13 protein-coding genes are annotated in these 18,020 nt (G+C 71.2%); 9 read left to right on the top strand and 4 right to left on the bottom strand.

The window, feature by feature from the left end:
* The first annotated feature begins 88 nt into the window (after nt 1–88).
* The 5 genes from WME75_RS25235 (at nt 89) to WME75_RS25215 (ending at nt 7,596) form a co-directional block, all read left to right on the top strand.
* Entirely contained in the window at nt 89–466 is a 378-nt protein-coding gene (locus WME75_RS25235; protein WP_437475943.1) for a PDZ domain-containing protein, read from the top strand.
* 160 nt (nt 467–626) lie between these two features.
* Complete coding sequence (locus WME75_RS25230) at nt 627–3,188, top strand: lantibiotic dehydratase (protein ID WP_437475942.1); 2,562 nt, start codon at nt 627–629, stop codon at nt 3,186–3,188.
* Complete coding sequence (locus WME75_RS25225) at nt 3,185–5,704, top strand: lantibiotic dehydratase (RefSeq protein WP_437475941.1); 2,520 nt, start codon at nt 3,185–3,187, stop codon at nt 5,702–5,704. The genes WME75_RS25230 and WME75_RS25225 overlap by 4 nt, the downstream gene beginning before the upstream one ends.
* 42 nt (nt 5,705–5,746) lie before the next feature.
* Complete coding sequence (locus WME75_RS25220) at nt 5,747–6,748, top strand: DUF692 domain-containing protein (RefSeq protein ID WP_437475940.1); 1,002 nt, start codon at nt 5,747–5,749, stop codon at nt 6,746–6,748.
* Nucleotides 6,745–7,596: a hypothetical protein gene (locus WME75_RS25215; protein ID WP_437475939.1), complete on the top strand. Its 852-nt coding sequence runs from the start codon at nt 6,745–6,747 to the stop codon at nt 7,594–7,596. Before WME75_RS25220 ends, WME75_RS25215 begins: the two co-directional genes overlap by 4 nt.
* A gap of 39 nt (nt 7,597–7,635) precedes the next feature.
* Here WME75_RS25215 and WME75_RS25210 read toward each other — a convergent pair whose 3' ends face one another.
* Nucleotides 7,636–8,877 carry a class I SAM-dependent methyltransferase gene (locus tag WME75_RS25210; protein ID WP_437475938.1) on the bottom strand — a complete coding sequence of 414 codons (1,242 nt, stop codon included), beginning with the start codon at nt 8,875–8,877 and terminating at the stop codon, nt 7,636–7,638.
* 9 nt (nt 8,878–8,886) lie between these two features.
* The gene (locus tag WME75_RS25205; protein WP_437475937.1) at nt 8,887–9,216 is read right to left on the bottom strand and encodes a DHCW motif cupin fold protein; all 330 of its coding nucleotides are present in this window, start codon (nt 9,214–9,216) and stop codon (nt 8,887–8,889) included.
* Between the two features lie 299 nt (nt 9,217–9,515).
* On the opposite strand from WME75_RS25205, the gene WME75_RS25200 reads away from it, so the two are divergent.
* The 4 genes from WME75_RS25200 to WME75_RS25185 all read left to right on the top strand — a co-directional run bounded on the left by WME75_RS25200 (nt 9,516) and on the right by WME75_RS25185 (nt 13,844).
* Nucleotides 9,516–10,565, top strand: a complete 1,050-nt coding sequence (locus WME75_RS25200) for an iron-containing alcohol dehydrogenase family protein (protein WP_437475936.1) — start codon at nt 9,516–9,518, stop codon at nt 10,563–10,565.
* 138 nt (nt 10,566–10,703) lie between these two features.
* Entirely contained in the window at nt 10,704–11,411 is a 708-nt protein-coding gene (locus WME75_RS25195) for an SDR family NAD(P)-dependent oxidoreductase (protein WP_437475935.1), read from the top strand.
* Nucleotides 11,412–11,629: 218 nt separating this feature from the next.
* Complete coding sequence (locus WME75_RS25190) at nt 11,630–12,232, top strand: hypothetical protein (protein WP_437475934.1); 603 nt, start codon at nt 11,630–11,632, stop codon at nt 12,230–12,232.
* Between the two features lie 349 nt (nt 12,233–12,581).
* Complete coding sequence (locus WME75_RS25185; protein WP_437475933.1) at nt 12,582–13,844, top strand: pectate lyase family protein; 1,263 nt, start codon at nt 12,582–12,584, stop codon at nt 13,842–13,844.
* Between the two features lie 137 nt (nt 13,845–13,981).
* Here the strand turns inward: WME75_RS25185 and WME75_RS25180 are convergent, their stop codons facing one another.
* Both WME75_RS25180 and WME75_RS25175 read right to left on the bottom strand, forming a co-directional pair.
* Nucleotides 13,982–15,019 carry an NAD-dependent epimerase/dehydratase family protein gene (locus WME75_RS25180; RefSeq protein WP_437475932.1) on the bottom strand — a complete coding sequence of 346 codons (1,038 nt, stop codon included), beginning with the start codon at nt 15,017–15,019 and terminating at the stop codon, nt 13,982–13,984.
* A gap of 117 nt (nt 15,020–15,136) precedes the next feature.
* A complete protein-coding gene (locus WME75_RS25175; RefSeq protein WP_437475931.1) occupies nt 15,137–17,260 on the bottom strand; it encodes a glycoside hydrolase family 52 protein in 2,124 nt (707 codons plus the stop codon).
* Nucleotides 17,261–18,020: the final 760 nt, after the last annotated feature.

Below are 18,020 nucleotides of genomic sequence, written 5' to 3'. Positions count from 1 at the left end.
GCGCGGGGCCACCTCGGTGTGCCCCTCCGCGCTGCGCAGCGCGTCGTAATGCAACATTGGCTCGATTGGTGAAAAAGGGAGATCATTCATGGAACCGAAGAACAACGAGACGAAGACCACCACCGCCCCGTCGAAGCCGCGGCCCATCAGCTTCTGCGTGCTCTCGAAGGAAACCGGCCAGAACGGCTGTCCCGTCGTGCAGAGCGTCGACAAGCTGAGCGCGGCGGCCAAGGCCGGCATCGCGGCCGGCGACGAGATCCTCGCGCTGCACGGCGTGAAGATCACGAGCGCGGCGCAGGCGATGGAGGTCCTCCAGCAGGCGGGGATCGGCGCGACCGTCACCGTCCGCGTGGCGCGCCAGGGCGCGCAGGCGGATCTGTCGATGGTCGTGCAGGCGAAGGCGCTGTCGCTCGACGTCGACGACCTCGACGAGGTCGTCGAGCGCAAGATCGCCCCCGCCGCCTGACGCGGCTCCTCTCGCCGCTTCCGCGCGTTTCAGGGCGGAAGCGGCGAGATCGGAGGCGCCGCGGGGCATCGGCGCGCCGCGGTGGAAGACCGGCGTCCTGCGCTCGCGGTGAGCTCAGGAGGGAGTTTCTTTCTGTTCCTTCGACCCCGGAGAGGTTCACTTGCTCGAAGCTCATCAGACCACGGAGACACGCCGGGGAGGCGAGGCGTGCCTCTCGTCGCATGTTCCTCACCACCTCGCGCTCCTCTCGGAAGGCTGGACGCTCTGGCGCTGGGTGTGCGTGCGAGGGGCCGGATTTCCCGCAGGTCAGGTGCTGAGCCTCGCGATGCCGGAGTGCGCGGCGGCGGCGGACGAGCTGCTCGCGCGTGAGGCAGAGCTCGCGGCGGCGCGAGCGCACGCGCTCAGGGTCTGTGAAGAGAACAACCAGCTGGGCATGGAGGGGGTCGGGAAGGCGCTCGGGCGCGCGATCAAGCGCCTGCGCGGCGGTCAGGTCCCTGAGCCGTTCGACGCCGTCCCGGCGGTGGCTGCCGCGCTCGCCGAGCTGCGGAGGGCGGAGGCACCGGTCGAGCCGGCGCGCGCGACGGTGCGCGCGCTCTTCGAGGTGGGCACCGGGCGCGTGGGGGAGGCGCTGCGCGAGGCCGCGCGGCAGGGGGCCCTCCGCGAGGCGATGCTCTGGCAGAACCGCGGCGCCGTGCGGGGCACGGTCGACGCGCTGCTCCGGCGGCCGGCGGGCGCGGTGGACTCGAAGACACGAGAGCACGAGCGGCTCGTCGCGAGCTACATCCAGCGCTACTGCGTCAAGAACGACACCATCGGCTTCTTCGGCCCTGTCGGCTGGGGCAGGTTGTCGGACCACGGCCCCGCGCTGACGCTGCGGCCCGGCCGCTCGCTGCTCGCCAGGCGCACGGTCTACTTCGAGGCGTGGGGCATCCAGGTGCTCGCGGATCGCCTGTCGGAGAGCCCCGAGCTGCGCCGGTTCATCGCGCCGAGGAGGCTGCCCACGGTGCGGCTCGAGGGGACGACGCTCCATCACTCCATCGGTCGTGCCTCGGAGCTCCCCGTCGACTTCGCCCGCATCCTCGCCGCCTGCGACGGGGAGAGGACCGCCCAGGCCATCGCCGAGGCGCTCTGCGCCGATCCCTCGCTTGGCCTCTCCGGTGAGGACGAGGTCTTCGAGCTGCTCGGGCAGCTCGCCGAGAAGCGGCTCATCACCTGGACCCTCGAGATCCCCACCGTCGTCGCGCACCCCGAGCGGACGCTGCGGGAGATCCTGGAGCGCATGCCGCTCGGCGACGCCCGCGCGCATGCGCTCGGCGCGCTGTCCGACCTCGAGAGCCGGCGGGATGCGGTCGCGCGAACGCCGGACGACGAGATCGGCCTCGAGCGCGGCCTCTCGGAGCTGGACGAGACGTTCGAGCGCATCACGGGCGCTGCCGGCAAGCGCCGCGGCGGAGAGGCGTATGCCGGTCGCACGCTTGTGTTCGAGGACTGCGTGAGAGACGCCGACATCGAGCTCGGACCGGAGCTCCTCAGGCGCCTCGCGCCGCCCCTGCTCCTCCTGCTCAGGAGCGCCCGCTGGTACACGTACACGATCGCAGAGCGCTATCACGCGCTTTTCTGCGGGATCTACCGGGAGCTCTCCCGCGAGTCGGGGCCTCTGCCGATCGACTTTCTCCGCTTCTGGCAGGCGGTGGAGCCGCACTTCACCGGGAGCCAGTACGAGCCCTCGCCGATCGTCGCCGAGGTGATCGCGGAGCTCCGCGCCCGGTGGGCGAAGCTGCTCGCGATCGAGCCGGATCAGCGCTGCGTCGAGCGCTCGGCGGCCGCGCTTCGAGCCGAGGCCGAGGTCGCGTTCGCGGCGCCGCACCCCGGCTGGCCGGGCGCCCGCTATCACTCGCCCGACCTGATGATCGCCGCCGCTGGCCCCGAGGCCGTGCGGCGCGGCGACTACCGGATCGTGCTCGGAGAGCTGCACACAGGCGAGAACACCGCGTCGAACCCCGTGTTCCTGAACCAGCACGGGGACCCCGCGGCGCTGCTCTCCGCGATCGAGCTCGATCTGCCCGAGCCGCGGATCGCGCCCGTGATCCCCAAGCAGCGGAGCACCCGGGCGGATCAGATCTCCTTCTGCCCGCATGACATCGACGTCGAGATCGGGGCCACCCGGTCGTGGCGCCCGCGGACCCACGTCGTCCCGATCTCCGGGCTCGTGGTGGAAGAAGCGGGCGGGCAGCTCATCGTCCGCACCCGCGACGGGGCGCGGCGCTTCCACGCGATCGCCTTCTTCGAGCATTACCTCAAGCTCGAGAGCCTCGCGCATTTCAGCCTGCTCCCCTCGGCCCCGCACGCTCCCCGCGTCTCCCTCGACGGCCTCGTCGTCTCGCGCGAGCGGTGGCGGTTCGCGCCGGCCGATCTCGGCTTTGCCGAGCTCTCCGATCCGCTCGAGCGGTTCCTCGGAGCCCGCCGCTGGGCGCAGCGAGCGGGGCTGCCGCGGCTCCTGTTCGTGAAGGTCCCGGAAGAGGTGAAGCCCTGTTATCTCGACCTGGACAGCCCGGTGTACGTCGAGATCTTCGCGAAGCTCGTGCGGCGCGCCTCGGTGGTGAGCATCACGGAGATGCTGCCGGCGATCGACGAGGCGTGGCTCCTCGATGCAGAGGGGCGCTCGTACACGAGCGAGCTGCGCATCGTGGCGCTGGACCCCGAGCCCTGGCGGGCGCCGTGAGCGAGGAGGGCGCGGAGGACGCGGAGGACGACCGCGTCCCGATCGCGGGCGGCTGGGCGCTCTGGCGCTGGGTCTGCCTGCGCGGCGCGGGCTTCGCCGCCTCCGAGCTGCTCGAGCTGTCGATCCCGGAAGCCGCGCGGGCGGCGGACAGGCAGCTCGATCGAGAAGCGTCGCGCGAGGCGGCGCGGGCGCGAGCGCGGGAGGCGTGCGAGCGAGCGCTCCTGCTCGCCGAAGGCAAGGCGCGCAAGCCGATCGTGCGCGCGCTCAAGCAGCTCGCGGCAGGCGCCGTCCCGGAGGATCTCGGAGGCGACGAGCAGAAGGCGGCGCTCCACGCCCTCCGGCTGGCCAGCGCCGGCGTCGACGCCGCGAGCGCCGAGCTCTCGGCGCAGTGGCGCCCGGCGAACCTCCGCGCCGGCGCGGCGCTGCGGGCCGCGGCGCGGAGCCCGCGCTTCCGGGAGGCGCTCGTGTGGCAGAACCGCCGCGCGCTTCGGACGGGGGTCGACTCGCTCCTCCGGCAGTCCGACGGCGCGACCGACTTCAAGACGCGGCAGAACGAGGCGCTCGTGGCGAGCTACCTCCAGCGCTACGCGGCGAAGAACGACTCGATCGGCTTCTTCGGCCCGGTCGGGTGGGGTCGCTTCGGGGCAGGCGCGGCGGTCTCGCTCGCGCCAGGGCGCGGGCTCCTGGCCACGCGGCAGGTCTATTTCGAGCACTGGGGCATCGACGCGCTGGCCAGCCGCCTCGCCGAGGACCCCGCGCTGCGCCCCCACCTCGCCCCGCGCCGGATGCCGACGGTGCGCGTCGAGGGGACGACCCTGTTCTACCCGATCGGCCGCCGCACCGAGCTGCCCGCCGCGCTCGCGCGGCTCCTCGGCGCCTGCGACGGCGAGACGAGCGCCAGGGCCATCGCGGAGGAGCTCTGCGGCGAGCCGGAGCTCGACCTCTCCGGGCACGAGGAGGTCTACGAGCTCCTCTCGGCGCTCGTCGGCAAGCGCCTCCTCCTCTGGACGCTCGAGCTCCCTCCGGGCGACCCTCATCCAGAGCGGACCCTCCGGCGCCTCATCGAGCGCGTGGACGAGCCGGCGCTGCGCGCCGAGGCGCTGTCGGCGCTCGACGAGATGGAGCGGGGCCGGTCCGGGATCGCCGCCGCGGCCGGCGACGCGGCGGCGCTCGACGAGGCCATGGGGGCGCTGGAAGCGAGCTTCGCCCGCCTCACCGCCACGGAAGGCGTCCGGCGGGCCGGCCAGGCCTATGCGGGCCGGACGCTCGTGTACGAGGACTGCCGGCGGGACGTCGAGCTCTCCCTCGGGCCCGAGCTCCTCGACCGGCTCGGCCCTCCGCTCTCGCTCATCCTCCAGAGCGCCCGCTGGTACACGCACGCGGTCGCGCAGCGCTATCGCGACATCGTTCGCCGCGCGTACCGCGAGCTCCTTCCGCAGGCGACCGGGACCGCGGTCGGGTACCTCGAGCTCTTCCGCCGCATCGAGCCTCACCTGGCGAGCCATCAGGCGGAGGGCACGGCGGCGGTGCGGGAGGTGGTCGACGAGCTCCGCGCGCGCTGGACGCGGCTCCTGCGCGTCGCGCCGGGCGAGCGGCGGGTCGAGCGGCGCGCCGCGGAGCTCGAGCGGGCGGTCGGTGACGTGTTCGCAGCGCCGCACCCGGGTTGGCCGGGCGCGCGGTTCCACTCTCCGGACGTGCTCCTCGCCGCGCGGGGGCTCGACGCGATCCGCCGGGGCGAGTACCTCCTCGTGCTCGGGGAGGTCCACGCCGGGTGGAACACGTTCTCGGTGCCGGTCTTCATCGACCAGCACCCTCGCCCGGAAGCGCTGTTTCGCGCCCTCGAGGTGGACCTCCCGCGGGTCCGCGTCGCGCAGGTGGAGCCGAAGGAGCAGGCGACGCGCGTGTATCAGGCGCTCGTGTCGCGCCACGACCTCGAGCTGGAGGTCGGGAGCACGCGATCCCGGCGGCCGCGGGCGCAGGTCCTCGAGGCGGGCTCGCTCGTCGTCGAGGAGGCCGAGGAGGGGCAGCTCGTCGTGCGAGATCTCGAGGGCCGTCACCGCTTCGACATCATCGCGTTCCTCGAGGGCTACCTGCTCCTCGACAGCATGGCGCACTTCGGCCTCGTGAGCCCCGCGCCGCACACGCCGCGGATCACGATCGATCACCTCGTCGTCGCCCGGGAGACATGGCGCTGCGCGGCCGGCGAGCTCGGCTTCGCGCTCGCGGAAGACCCGATCCAGCGCTTCGTCGGGGCGCGCCGCTTCGCGATGAGCCGCGGCCTGCCGCGGTTCGTGTTCGTGAAGGTCCCTGAAGAGCCGAAGCCCTGTTATGTGGACCTGGAGAGCTCCGTCTACGTGGAGAGCTTCGCCAAGCTGGTCCGCAAGGCGTCGGCGGTCTCGATCTCCGAGATGCTGCCGAGCCTCGACGAGACCTGGCTCGTGGACGCCGAGGGGCGCGCCTACACGAGCGAGCTCCGGATGGTGGCGGTCGATCCGGAGCCGTGGCGGCCGGGGTGAGCGGCGTGGTCTCGAGCAACCTGAAGGGAACAAGGAGACAGCATGCGCAAAGAGACAGGCGGGGTAGGGCTCCAGCTGAACCCCACGATGATATTCGATCTCGGCATGGAGGCGATGCAGCGGATCGATTACGACTTCGCCGAGCTGCTCTGTGACATGTTCGCCGGGCCGCTCGATTCGGGCTATGTCATCGACCCGGGGACGCGCCCCCTCCTCGAGCGACTGGCGGCGGAGGGCCCGCTCATCGCCCACGGCAACTACGGGAACGAGTTCGGGTTCGAGCCGCTCGACGAGACGCCGAGCGTCCTGCGGCACATCGCCATTTCCCACGAGATGAAGAGCCCCTGGTACGCCGATCACCTGTTCTACGGATCCCGGGCGAGCGCGTACATGTGGTCGCAGCCGCTGCAGTTCTCGCGGGCGGAGGTCGAGCGCGTCGCCGGCCGAGCGGCCGCGCTCCAGGACCGGCTGAAGATGCCGCTCCTCCACGAGAATGCGTTCTACTACGCGCCGTTCCCCGGCTCGGAGATGGCCGAGGCGGAGTTCATCGCCGGCGTCGTCGACAAGGCGCAGACGCACCTGCTGCTCGATCTGCACAACGTCTACGCCAACTCGGTCAATTTCAACGCAGGCCGAGGGGCCGCCTCGGGCGCGCTCCCGCGAGGCGCGCCGGATCCGGGAGCTCCCTCGAACGGAGAGCGGGCAGCGGCGCTCGCCGCTCCCGCCGCGGCCTACGACCCGTGGCAGTACCTGAGGACGCTCCCTCTCGATCGCGTCGTCGAGATCCACCTCGCTGGCGGCCAGTGGCTCGACGGCTGGTACCACGACCTGCACAATAGCCCGGTCCCCGGGCCCGTCTGGGAGATGCTCGACTACGTGCTTCGCCGCGCCCCGAACCTGCGCGCCGTCTGCCTCGAGGTGCAAGGGCCGGGACACACCTCGCGATCGTGCCCGGTCACGCCGGACTGGGTCGATATGATCAACGCCGATCTCCAGCGCGCGCGCGACCTGTGGGCCTCGGCGCGAGGAGGGGCGACCGCATGAGCTGCGAACCCCACGAGGCCTTCCGGGTCTGGACGATGCTCGTCGCGGACGAAGCGCTCTATGACGCCACCCTCGCAGGACGTCACGCGGAGCTCGCCGCGAGCCGCGGGCTCGACGCCCGGCACGTGGCCGTCCTCGACGAGCTCCATCGCCAGCCCGGGACGAGGTGGAATATCGAGAACCTGCGCTTCCGCGCTGCGGCCGAGGTGGCCGCGTCGCTCGTCAGTTACTTGCCGCGGACGGCCCTCTTGCTCACCCGCGGCGATCCGGACTGGCTTCAAGAGATCTCGTTCGAGTACCTCGCCCATCACAGGTGGCAGGAGCTCGGACACCTGCGCTTCTCCGAGTGCGAGCGCTTCGCGGGCTACCTGCGCAGGCGGATCCTCAAGCGGCGCCGGCCGCCGGAGCATATCGAGCCGGTGCTGGACTACGAGCTCGCGGTCATCGCCCTGCTCAAGAAGACAGCCTCCATCCCGGCCGACGCCTGGCCCACGGACGTGGAGCTGGACGATGACGTCACCCTCGCGGGCCTGCGCCTCCGCGCCGCCCCGGCCACGGCGATCGTCGATCTGCCGGTGAACCTGCTCGACTGGATCCGCTCGGGAGATCCGCGCGCCGGCGAGGTTCGCGACGAGCCGCTCTCCTTGCTGATCGTCGTCCCGTCGCTCGGGGAGACGCACCGGATATGGACCCTCCGCGAAGGGCCGCGCTCCCTGTTCCCGCTGTTCAACGGGCAGGAGACCACGCGGGAGGTGGCGCAGCGGGCGGGCGACGAGCTCGGCTTCGAGCGCGATGAGGTCTTCGCCATGGCCCGCCGCTGGCTCACCCAGCGCGCGCTCGCCGCCTGAGGGGCCTCTGGGGAGGGGACGGGGCTTCCCCTCGCCACATCACCTCTTCATGCCGAGGAAACGCCGCTGCCAGAGCCGGAGCAGGGATTTCCAGACCGACTCGGCGTCCGCCCCCAGCTCCTCCATGTGCGCCGTGATCTCGGCGACCGTGTGCTCGCCGTCACAGAGGCGGACCAGTTCGAGCAGGGCGGAGGGGGCGACGAAGCTGCGGAGATAGAACATGGGTGAGTGGAGCAGCACGCAGTCCTCACCGTCCTCCATGGGCTCGACCGTCACCGTCCCGTGGAGGCGGGGGCGGAGCGCGGAGCGGTCGCCGGCCAGGAGCTCGGGAGCGGGGACCAGCGCGATCCCGGAGAGGCCCTCGGGGAGCGCGGCCGGGATGTCGCGCCTCCGCATCACCTCGAATCCGAAGTGCTGGACGGGAGACGCGTAGATCGACTCGAAGAGCGTGTGGAGGCCGGTGAATACCCGGTCGATCACCTCCTTGTCGGAGGTGTGATATCCGTCGGCGGGGAAGGCCGCCTGATAGAAGAGCAGGCCGCCCGGCGCGAGCGCCGCCGCGACGTCGGGCAGGATCCGCGAGGCGTCGGCCATGTGATCGAAGAGGTTGATCGCCAGGGCGCAGTCGCACGGAGCCTCCGGCGGGGAGAGGGAGATCCGGTCCTCCATCCCGCGGCGCCCCCGGCTGAACCGCAGGAACTCCTGCTTCACGGGGTTCAGCTCGACGGCGTGGACATGGCATCCGAGGGAGGCGAGGTAGAAGGTGAAGTATCCGGCGCCGGCCCCGTAATCGACCACCCGCCGCGGGGGATGCCGGAGGAGCATCGTCTTGATGATGGCGTCGAAGAGGGGAGTGTACGGGTGCAGAATGTGCTCCCAGACGTCGTGGACCAGGTCGAGGAGCGAGGCGAGCGCGCCCGCGTCGGCCTGCTCGGCGGCGCGCCGCTCGGCCGGCGGGAGCGCGCTCTCGGCGGCGATCGCGTCGCGCACGGCTGCGGGCGGCTCGCTGAGCCACAGGAACAGGTCGGCCACGCGCTGCCAGTCGGACCAGTGCTGCGGCTGCTCCGGCGGGCTCTCGTGAAAGCGATGCTTGAGCTGCCGGTCGCGGATCGCGGGATGAGCTGCCACGAGCGAGGCGCAGAGGCCGGCCATGGCGCTCAGCACCTCGCTCGGCCTCCGTGCCGCGCGCACCGCCGCCTCGAAAGCGGGCGGGGCCGGGGCGCCGATCAAGAACTCAGAGAGCGGGATGAGGCGCAGCGCGCTCAGCAGGGTGTCATCCATGGCGCGGGCTCAGTCCACGATGAAGACCGTGGCGCCTCTCGGGCTCGAGGTCAGGTGGGGTTCCACGCCCTCGGCCACCTGGTAGCTGCTCCCGGGCGCGAGGACGATCTCTCTCCCGTCGCGCAGCGTGGTGACGAACTCGCCATCGAGGACGAGCACCACATGGCCGCGCTCGCACCAGTGGTCTGCCACGTAGCCGGGCGTGTACTCCACCATCCGCACCCGGATATTGCCAGTCTCGACGGTCCTCCAGTAGGCCATTCCAGCCTCGCCGGGGACCTCGACCGGTGGAACCTTGCTCCACTCGGTCGCACAGAAGCTCACGTTCTGGATGATCATGGTCGCGGTCGCCCTGAGCGCCGCGCCGGGAAGAGCCGGGAGCGCTCGATCGTGAGGAAGGGTCGGCAGACACGCTCTCGAGGAGAAAGCGGGGTGAAGCTGCCCCGGAGCGACAGGGCGCTGGGCCTCGACGACTGAGGCGCTACACGAGGCCAGGACCGCTGTCAACCGACCGGGATCCCCCGGGGGGACGTCGAGCGCTCGAGTGCGCGCTGGACGTCCGTCGTGCCTGTGCATCCGCCAGGGGAGGTCCGCCGCAGGCGTGCCGCGGCGAGGCGGCGGGTCTATGAAGACGGCGCATGCCCAAAGCCACCCAGATCGGCATCCCCACGCTGGTGCGCATCAAGCCCGGGGCGCTCCCGCGCAGCGGGCTCTACCTCTCCCGCGCGGCGCGCCGCCACGTCCTGCTGCTGTCGAGCGCGGGGACGCCCCCCGCCATCGAGGCGGCGATGCGCGAGGGGCTGAACGAGCAGGCGATCGAGGTCGTGGCGCAGCGCGAGGTCAGCTCGGCCAGCTTCGAGGAGGCCTCGGCGCTCCTGCCCGCGCTCCCGGCGCGCTGCGACGCGATCGTCGGGCTCGGCGGCGGCCGCGCCCTCGACACGGCCAAGTACCTCGCGTTCCTCGCCAGGCTGCCGTTCCTCGCCGTGCCCACGTCGCTCTCGAACGACGGCTTCTGCAGCCCCTCGGCCAGCCTCACGATCGGCGGCAGGCGCCGCTCGCTCCCCTGCGCCGTCCCGTTCGGCGTGGTGGTCGACACCGACGTCTGCCTGCGCGCGCCGGAGATCCTCTGGCTCTCCGGCGTGGGCGACCTCGTGGCCAAGGTGACGGCGGTGCGCGACTGGAAGCTCGCGTTCCACGCGCGCGGCGAGCCGGTCAACGACTTCGCCGCCCTGCTCTCGGACGCGACCGTGTTCCAGTTCATGGCGCGCCCCCGGCGCGACCTCGAGGGCATGCGCCTGCTCGCGACGGCGCTCATGCTGAACGGCATCGCCATGGAGATCGCCGGGTCGTCCCGGCCGGCGAGCGGCAGCGAGCACCTCATCTCGCACGCGCTGGACCAGACCTCCAGCCGGCCGCGGCTGCACGGCCTGCAGGTCGGCACGGCCGCCTACGTCGTGAGCCAGCTCCAGGGGCGAGACACCGACCACATCGCCGCCGTCCTCGACGCGACCGGCTTCTGGGACGCGATCCGGGCCGACCCGTTCTCGCTCGACGAGTGGCGCGAGGCGGTCCGCGTCGCGCCGGAGATCAAGTCCGGCTTCTACACGGTCCTCTCCTCCCGCGACTGCGCGGCGGAGGTCGAGGCGATCCTCCGGACCGATCCGCGCCTGAAGGGGTGCTTCGTATGACCCTTCGGCCGCGCTCTCGGCGCGGCGGCGAGGAGGGCGCCCCCACGGTCGGGGGAAGCCCTCGCGCGCGCCGGGCGCCGGCGGGGCGCCTCGCTTTTGAGGTGCGAGAGGGGACGGGCCCTGCCATAAGGCACCGCCATGACGGTGGAAATCCAAGGAAAGTGGGCGCTGGTGACCGGCGCGAGCCGGGGTATCGGAAAGCAGATCGCGCGCGGCCTCGCGGGGCTCGGCTGCAACCTGGTCCTGCACAGCCGCGACGCGGCGCACACGCGGGAGCTCGAGGGCGAGCTCGCCGGCAAGGGGATCCGGGTGAGCGCCGTCTCGGGCGAGCTGTCGGATCAGGCGGCGGTCGACCGGATGCTGGACGGCGCGATCGCCGCGTCGGGCGGGATCGACATCCTGTTCAACAACGCTGCCATCATGACGCCTTTCCGCACCTCGACCCTGGAGACGCCGGCGGAGGATTACCGGCTCAGCTTCGAGGTGAACGTCATCAGCCCGATCCGGATCACCTACCGGCTGCTGCCGACGATGCTGGAGCGCCGCTGGGGGCGCATCATCCAGGTGACCTCCGGGATCCAGGACCAGCCGGAGCTCATGGCCTATGCCGCGTCGAAGGCCGCGCTCGACAAGTTTGTGCGCGACACGGTCCCTTCGCTGCGTGGCACAGGCGTGCTGATGAACCTCCTCGACCCGGGCTGGCTGCGGACCGATCTCGGCGGGCCCAGGGCGCCGAACGACGTCGAGTCCGTCCTGCCCGGCGCGCTCGTCCCGGCGCTTGTCGACGGCGAGGTCCACGGGGTGTTCTTCCGCGCCCAGGACTACGCGCGCCCCGCCGCGCGCTGAGGCGCCCCGAGCGTGCCTCGACCCAGCGCTCCGGCTCGGGGCCGCGCCAGCAGGAACGATTGGTTCGCGCTCGTGGTACGTGTGTTGCTAAAGTAGTTGGAGTGAAAGAGATCTCGGACCCCCAGGCGGAGACGAGACGTCGTGCGGTAGGCGATGCAGGGAGCGCTTCGCCGGCGCGCACGACGGTGGTCAACACGCGTCCACCGCGGTGGCGATCCTTGTGTGCGCTCTTGCCGGTGCTGGCCTGCGCGTGCTCGCTGGAGGGGTTGTCCGCGGCGTGGGACACGTCGTCGGCCTCCGCGGGAGGGGCGGGCGTGTCCAGCGGCGCGGGCGCGACGGGCGGGGCGGGCGGGGGCGGCGCGGGCGCGGCGGGCGGGGGCGGCGCGACGGGCGACGTGCTCAAGCGCGAGGCCGAGGCCTGCGAGCTCACTGGCAGCTTCATCAAGGTGGAAGACGAGCTGGCCGACGGCGGATATTACGTGGTCGTCCCCGAGTCGGCGGGATGCGACGACGACCGGGTCAGCTGCTCGTTCAAGATCAGCGAGGCCGGCACCTATCAGATCAAGGTCAGGGTCGCCGCGGGACCCAGCGAGAGCACGGACAACTCGTTCCTGGTCCGCGTGGACCAGGCGCCGCCGCCGGGATACCAGTACAACTTCATCGGCACCGATTTCCACCTTGATTACGTCAACGACTCGGACGCCGAAAAAGGAATGATGCTCACCTTCGCGCTCGAGCCTGGGAGTCACCTCGTCTCGTTCGCGTGCCGCGAGGACGGGTCCAGGCTCGACTGGGTCGAGCTCGTTCGAATCGGCCCCTGAGCCCACCACAGGCCGCGGCGGCGAGCCCGGCGACGCCGAGTCGCTCGAGCTCGCGCAGGCGGCCCATCGCGCCGAGGCCGACGACGCGGTGCTTCACGTGTCCACAGTGTCCATCTGCGGTTGACAGACTCGGTCGCGGCGCCGCGGTTGCCCGTCGGGGGAGGGGAAGCGCGCTGCGGCTGTCACCGCGGAAACGCCATGGAAGGCCGGGATCCGGGCGGCTTCGGACCGTCATGCGCTGGTGGCACATGCGTTGCTATGGAGCTCCCGAGAACGGCCCGTGCGCTGTCCGGCTTCTCCACCCGCGTCGCGCGAGCTGCTTGGCTCATCACGGAAAGGGTACTTGCTCATGAAGTGCGAATCTCGAGTCGCTTGGGCTGCGCTGATCGCGCTCGGCATCGCCGGCATCTCGGTGGTCGGGTGCGGCTCGGAAACGTCAGATCCGGAAGAGAATGAGGGCCAGCCGACGAGCAGCGGGAGCGGCGGCTCCACCACGAGCGCCAGCACCGGCGGGACCGGTGCCGGCAGCGGAGAGGGCGGCTCCAGCAGCGGAGAGGGCGGCTCCAGCAGCGGAGAAGGTGGCTCGAGCAGCGGAGAAGGCGGCTCCAGCAGCGGCGAGGGCGGCTCGAGCAGCGGCGAGGGCGGCTCGAGCAGCGGCGAGGGCGGCTCCAGCAGCGGCACCGGCGGCAGCAGCCCCGGCGGCGTCGACTTCAGGCTCTACGGCTACGCCACGACCGGCGACGGCACCACCGGCGGCAAGGGCGGAGAGGTCGTCTCCGTGAGCTCGCTCGACGCTTTGAGGACCGAGGCCGCGAAAGACGGCGCGCGGATCATCCAGATCACCGGCAAGATCAGCGGCAGCGGCGACGACGTGCGCGTCGCGTCCGACAAGACCATCGTGGGGGTCGGGTCGAGCGGAGAGCTGCAAGGGATCGGGCTCAACCTGAGGAGAGCCTCCAACATCATCGTCCGCAACCTGAAGATCCACCACGTGCTGGCCAGCAGCGGCAACGGCGACGGCATCCACATGGATGAGAGCCACAACGTCTGGATCGACCACTGCGAGCTCTGGGCCGACTCTGCCGCCGTGAACTCGGACAAGGACAAGTACGACGGCCTCATCGACGCCACCCACGAGTCCTCGGATATCACGATCTCGTGGAGCTACCTGCACGACCACTGGAAGGGCATGCTGGTCGGCTCGTCGGACAGCGACGACAGCGATCGCCGCATCACCCTCCATCACAACCGCTTCAGCAACGTGAACTCCCGCCTCCCGAGCTACCGCGGCGGCAACGGTCACATCTTCAACAACTACTTCGAGAACGTCCCCACGTCCGGGGTGAACTCGCGCGTCGGCGCCTGCCTGCGCGTCGAAGGCAACCACTTCTACAAGGTCAAGAACCCCATCACCACGCTCGACAGCGCGGCCGGCGGCACGCATCGCATCGACAACGTCTTCGAGGAGACGACCGGGACGCAGGCGTCCGGCGAAGACTGCTCCTGGACCGCTCCGTACACATATCCGCTCGACCGCGCGGCCGACGTCAAGGCCATCGTCCTGGAGCACGCGGGCGTCGGCAAGACGGATCCCCTGGAGAACCTGCCCTGACGCGGCTGGCGAAGGGGATCGTCGAGGTCCGCTCCGGCACGGCTCAAGGAAAACACCGGGTCGCTCCCAGCGGAAGGTTCTCGTAGGATGCTCCGACAGGTGACGAGGCCACCTGTCGGATGAGACGGTAGCTGGGATCAGGACTCGGGCTCGTTCCCCCATGGATTGAAGTCGTGCACCTGCGCCGGGGCGGGCTTCCTGCCCTGGTTGAACGCGTCGAGCAGGACGTCCTGGAGCGGCTCTTCCTCGGCGCGCCGGTACGTCCCGGCGCGCTCCGACCAGGCGATCTGGCGGCGGAGCGTCTCGACCAGCGGCACGGTGGTCCGGAAGCCGAGGTCGCGCGCGGCCTTGCTGTTGTCGAAGATCGACCCGTATTGGTAGATGAACTTGACGCCCACCATGCGGCGAGGAGCGACCTCGTAGAGCCAGCCGGTCGGGATCGAGACCACGGGGGACTTGCCGCCGGCGGCCTCCTGCAGCGCGGCGAAGACGCCGCCCCACGTGGTGTGCTCGTCGCTCGTGAGGTGGTAGGCCTGCCCATAGGCCCTGTCGTTGCCGAGGGCGTTCACGAACCCTCGGGCCACATCCGAGACGTGCGCGATGGCCCACGGCGCCGCGCCGTCGTCGTGGACGACGAGCGGGAGGCCGCGCCGGACGCGGTCGGCCATCGAGTCATCGAAATAGAGCGCGCCGAGCGCGGTGTGCCCCTCGCCGGTCGTGAACGACGGCCGCAAGATCGTGGTCTTGAGCCCGTTCTGGCCGCTCGCCGCGAGCAGCGTCGATTCGATGCGCGACTTGTTCTGGCCATACTTCGTCACGGGGCGGTGCGGCTCGTCGTCGGTCGCCGGAGAGCGCGTGAGGGGCCCGCCGTAGACGCACACCGTCGAGCAGACGACCAGGTGCCCCGCGCGGCCCGAGAAGGCCCTGAGCAGCGAGTCGGCGTTCTCGGGGGCGAAGGCGACCATGTCGATCACGGCGTCGAACGTGCGCTGCTGCATCTCGCGCTCGAACTCGGCGTACTGCCAGCGATCACCGACGATGACCTCGACATCGCCCTCGAACCGCCGCGCCGTCACGCCCCGGTTGAAGAGCGTGACGCGATCGCCCCGCTCGAGGAGCTGCTGCACGATGGCCGTCGAGATGAGCCCGGTCCCGCCAATGATGAGAACTCTCATGAAAGCACCTCGGTCGATTGCCCTGCTCCCGGGCCGGCCGCCCCCGCTGGGGCGAGCCGACCCGGCGGGCGTCTCTGGAGAACGCCCGCCCACCGCTCCGGCGCGGAGCGCCGCCGGCTACCGGCTCGGCGATTTCGCCCCCGCCGGGGCCTCGTCCAGCCAGAGGATGGCCGTCACGCCGCGCGGGTAGTAGCGGCTGCCGACGGGCACGCCGCGCTGCATCTGGTCGGAGTAGGCCCAGTAGCCGGAGCCCTCGATCTGCCAGCGGACGTGGGCCTGCTCGTGGCGCTCGGCGTCGGGCAGGTCGGCCTTCAGGATCACGCGCGCGATGTGCTGGCAGAGCGCGATCTTGCTCGCCCACGAGTTGTCGCTGCTGCTCGAGAGCTTCCAGCCGCCCTCGGGGAACAGGCACACACCGGGCTTGACGATGGCCTGGAAGTGGCGGCGGAGCACCCGGACGAGCTCGCCGTGCTCGCCCTCCGCGGCGTTGCCGTCGAGCAAGCCCATGGCGTGCGGGTACAGGAGCCCCTCGATCGCGGGGATGATCGCGCTCGTCGAGCTCCCGTCGAGCAGGGCGGGGATGTAGCCCGACGGCTCGTGGAAGGCCGACACGATGGCGCGCGCGGTCTTCTGGCTCGCCGCCCTGGACTCCGCGGCGAGGGGGGCGTCTCCGCAGCGCCGGAGGAGGTCGGCGAGCACCAGGTACGACGCCCACGTCTTGCCGGCCAGGTAGAGGTTGCCGCGCGCGCGCCCGAGCGAGTGATCCAGCGAGTCGTAGGTCGTGATCTCGGCGCCGGTCCCGCAGCGGCTGCTGTCGAGCGCCATCACGCCGGTGCGCGCGCCGGGCTCGGGCGCGTCGCGGTGGAGGAGGCTCGCGAGCAGCTCGGCGAAGAGGCCCCGGTGGCGCTCGAGGAAGCCCTTGTCGCCGGTGCGCGCGACGTACACGCCGGCGCAGCAGATCCAGTTCGTGAGCTGCTCGTGCGTCATGTAGCTGAAGCAGGCGGCGTCGAGGTTCGGCCGCTCGTAGCTGGAGTCGCCGGCCGGCGAGAAGTGGTTGCCGACGCCCATGTCGTGCGTGAACGACACGCCGCCCGGCAGGAGCTCGCCGTTCGCGCCGGGGCGCTTCACCTTGTCGCGGTAGCTGTAGCGGTCGACGAAGAGGTCGAGGACGTCGCGCACGGCCCAGGACGCGTAACGCAGCTCGAAGAAGAGGTGATCGATCGTGAGATCGAAGGTGTTCATCATCTCGTACTCGCCCTCGTTCACGACCCACAGCGGCGCGGGCGGCGAGGCGTCGTCGAGCGCGGTGTCCAGCCACTCGGTGGACCCGAAATAGCCGTGCGTCGCCTGGGCGAGCAGCCACTTCTGCGAGGGGCTGAGCGCCGACTGCGCGAGCTCCTCATCGCGCTGGACCGCCTCCTTGACGAGCGCCTCGCGGCGGTCGAGCGCGAAGGAGAGGACGTCCTCGAGCCTGCGGAAGTAGCGGGTGTAGGCGTAGCGCGCCTCGATCCCGGTCGTGATGGTGCCGGCGTCGTGGAACCCGAGCGCGATCCAGACCTCGCGCTTTTCCCCCGGGGGGACGTCGATGAGCAGGCCGCCGGTCTTGCCGAGGCGGAACAGCCGATCGGCGCTGCCGTCGAGCGCGTTCTCGGGCGCGAAGGCCTGGAAGGCGCGGACGCCCGGCTCCGGGCGGACGGCGAGGCCCCAGCGCCGGCCGTGCGCGACGCCGACCAGGCGGCCGTCGCTCGTCGACTCGAGGTCGCGCAGGCTCGACGCGTCGAGCGAGAAGACGCCCGTCATGGGCTTGTCGCTGCCGGTGTTGTCGAGCTCGAGGCGCGCGATGAGCGCCGGGCAGGACCGCTCGGCGACCTCGGAGGGCGCCGCCGTGCGCGGGTCGGGGATCGGGCCGAACGGCGAGTAGAGGGCGAGCGTCAGCCGCCCGGCGCGGATCGTGTCGCTCGCCCACCCGAGCTCGCGGCGGATGTCCTGCTCGCCGAAGACGCGGCGCATCCGCGTGTCATGGGTCAAGGTGACGCCGAACGGGACGTCCGGGCCGCTGTGGCCCTCGAAGTAGGGGAGGCAGAAGAAGTCCCCGTCTCCCTCGCGGTAGCCGATGTAGAGGTTCGATTCTCCCGGGCGGCCCACCTGGGAGGCGAAGCCGCCCCGGCGGTTGAAGCTTCCGAGCGTGAACGAGGCAAAGGCGCCGACCGGCGCGTGCTGGACATTGTAGGAGGAGGTCACGGCGGCAACATAGCGTAACCGCCTCGCGATGCGATCTCGCGAAGCGATGCGGCGGAGCGGCCTGCGGGACGGCGCGCGGCGCCATCACGAAGGCGGCCCTGTACCACCCCGCGGGCCGTCCGCGTCCGACGGCCCGGCCGCGATCCGTCGGCTGCGAGGGCCCGGACGGCGGCTGCGAGGGGGACGGCGCCGCCGGCGGCCAGACGGGCGGGGCAGGGGCGCAGGGGTCGAACGTGACGGCGCTCGGCGCCGGATACGCCGGCTTCCAACAGAGCAGGACCGCGAGCCGGCTGAAGCGCGGCGCGAGGCCTGCCTTGCCGCGACCGAACAGGGCACCTCCTGGGGGTTCGTCCCGTGGAAGACGTCATCCGCAAGGCTCGCGATCTCGAGTCCAGCGTGAGAATCTCCACGAGCACAATGGTGCGAGTGCAATTGTTTCGTGTGGCTGTATTCGCGGCGGCGGCAACAGGAAGGGAGGTGCGGTGTCGTACGTGCGCGATCTCCATCGGCTCTTCGGCCTCTCGCATCGCTCGCCTGTCGATCGTTCCTTGGATCGGCGTGCCTGACGGCACCGCCGCCGGCCGGGGGTCTTGCAGGTGTGTCATGTGCGCTGGATGTGAGTCACGTGGGAGCAAGGTATGGCGAGCGCTGACAGTGTAGTCCGCGCGGGGCCGGAGGTTGCATCGTTCCACCCAGGGCGTGTCGTGGCCCCCGGTGATCCCGTCGTGGACTGATGTATAAATGCCTATCGGGCCCTGGT

Origin of the sequence: Sorangium sp. So ce1014, from assembly GCF_051521505.1 — a bacterium.
In the GTDB taxonomy this organism is placed as follows: Bacteria; Myxococcota_A; Polyangia; order Polyangiales; family Polyangiaceae; genus Sorangium.
The sequence above is the reverse complement of the archived record's forward strand: the minus strand, read 5'-3'. Positions and strand labels throughout refer to the sequence as shown.

Coding starts and splice junctions, on each gene's coding strand:
- WME75_RS25235 (WP_437475943.1), top strand. CDS start 89: ATGGAACCGAAGAACAACGAGACGAAGACCACCACCGCCCCGTCGAAG.
- WME75_RS25220 (WP_437475940.1), top strand. CDS start 5,747: ATGCGCAAAGAGACAGGCGGGGTAGGGCTCCAGCTGAACCCCACGATG.
- WME75_RS25215 (WP_437475939.1), top strand. CDS start 6,745: ATGAGCTGCGAACCCCACGAGGCCTTCCGGGTCTGGACGATGCTCGTC.
- WME75_RS25210 (WP_437475938.1), bottom strand. CDS start 8,877: ATGGATGACACCCTGCTGAGCGCGCTGCGCCTCATCCCGCTCTCTGAG.
- WME75_RS25205 (WP_437475937.1), bottom strand. CDS start 9,216: ATGATCATCCAGAACGTGAGCTTCTGTGCGACCGAGTGGAGCAAGGTT.
- WME75_RS25200 (WP_437475936.1), top strand. CDS start 9,516: ATGCCCAAAGCCACCCAGATCGGCATCCCCACGCTGGTGCGCATCAAG.
- WME75_RS25195 (WP_437475935.1), top strand. CDS start 10,704: ATGACGGTGGAAATCCAAGGAAAGTGGGCGCTGGTGACCGGCGCGAGC.
- WME75_RS25185 (WP_437475933.1), top strand. CDS start 12,582: ATGAAGTGCGAATCTCGAGTCGCTTGGGCTGCGCTGATCGCGCTCGGC.
- WME75_RS25180 (WP_437475932.1), bottom strand. CDS start 15,019: ATGAGAGTTCTCATCATTGGCGGGACCGGGCTCATCTCGACGGCCATC.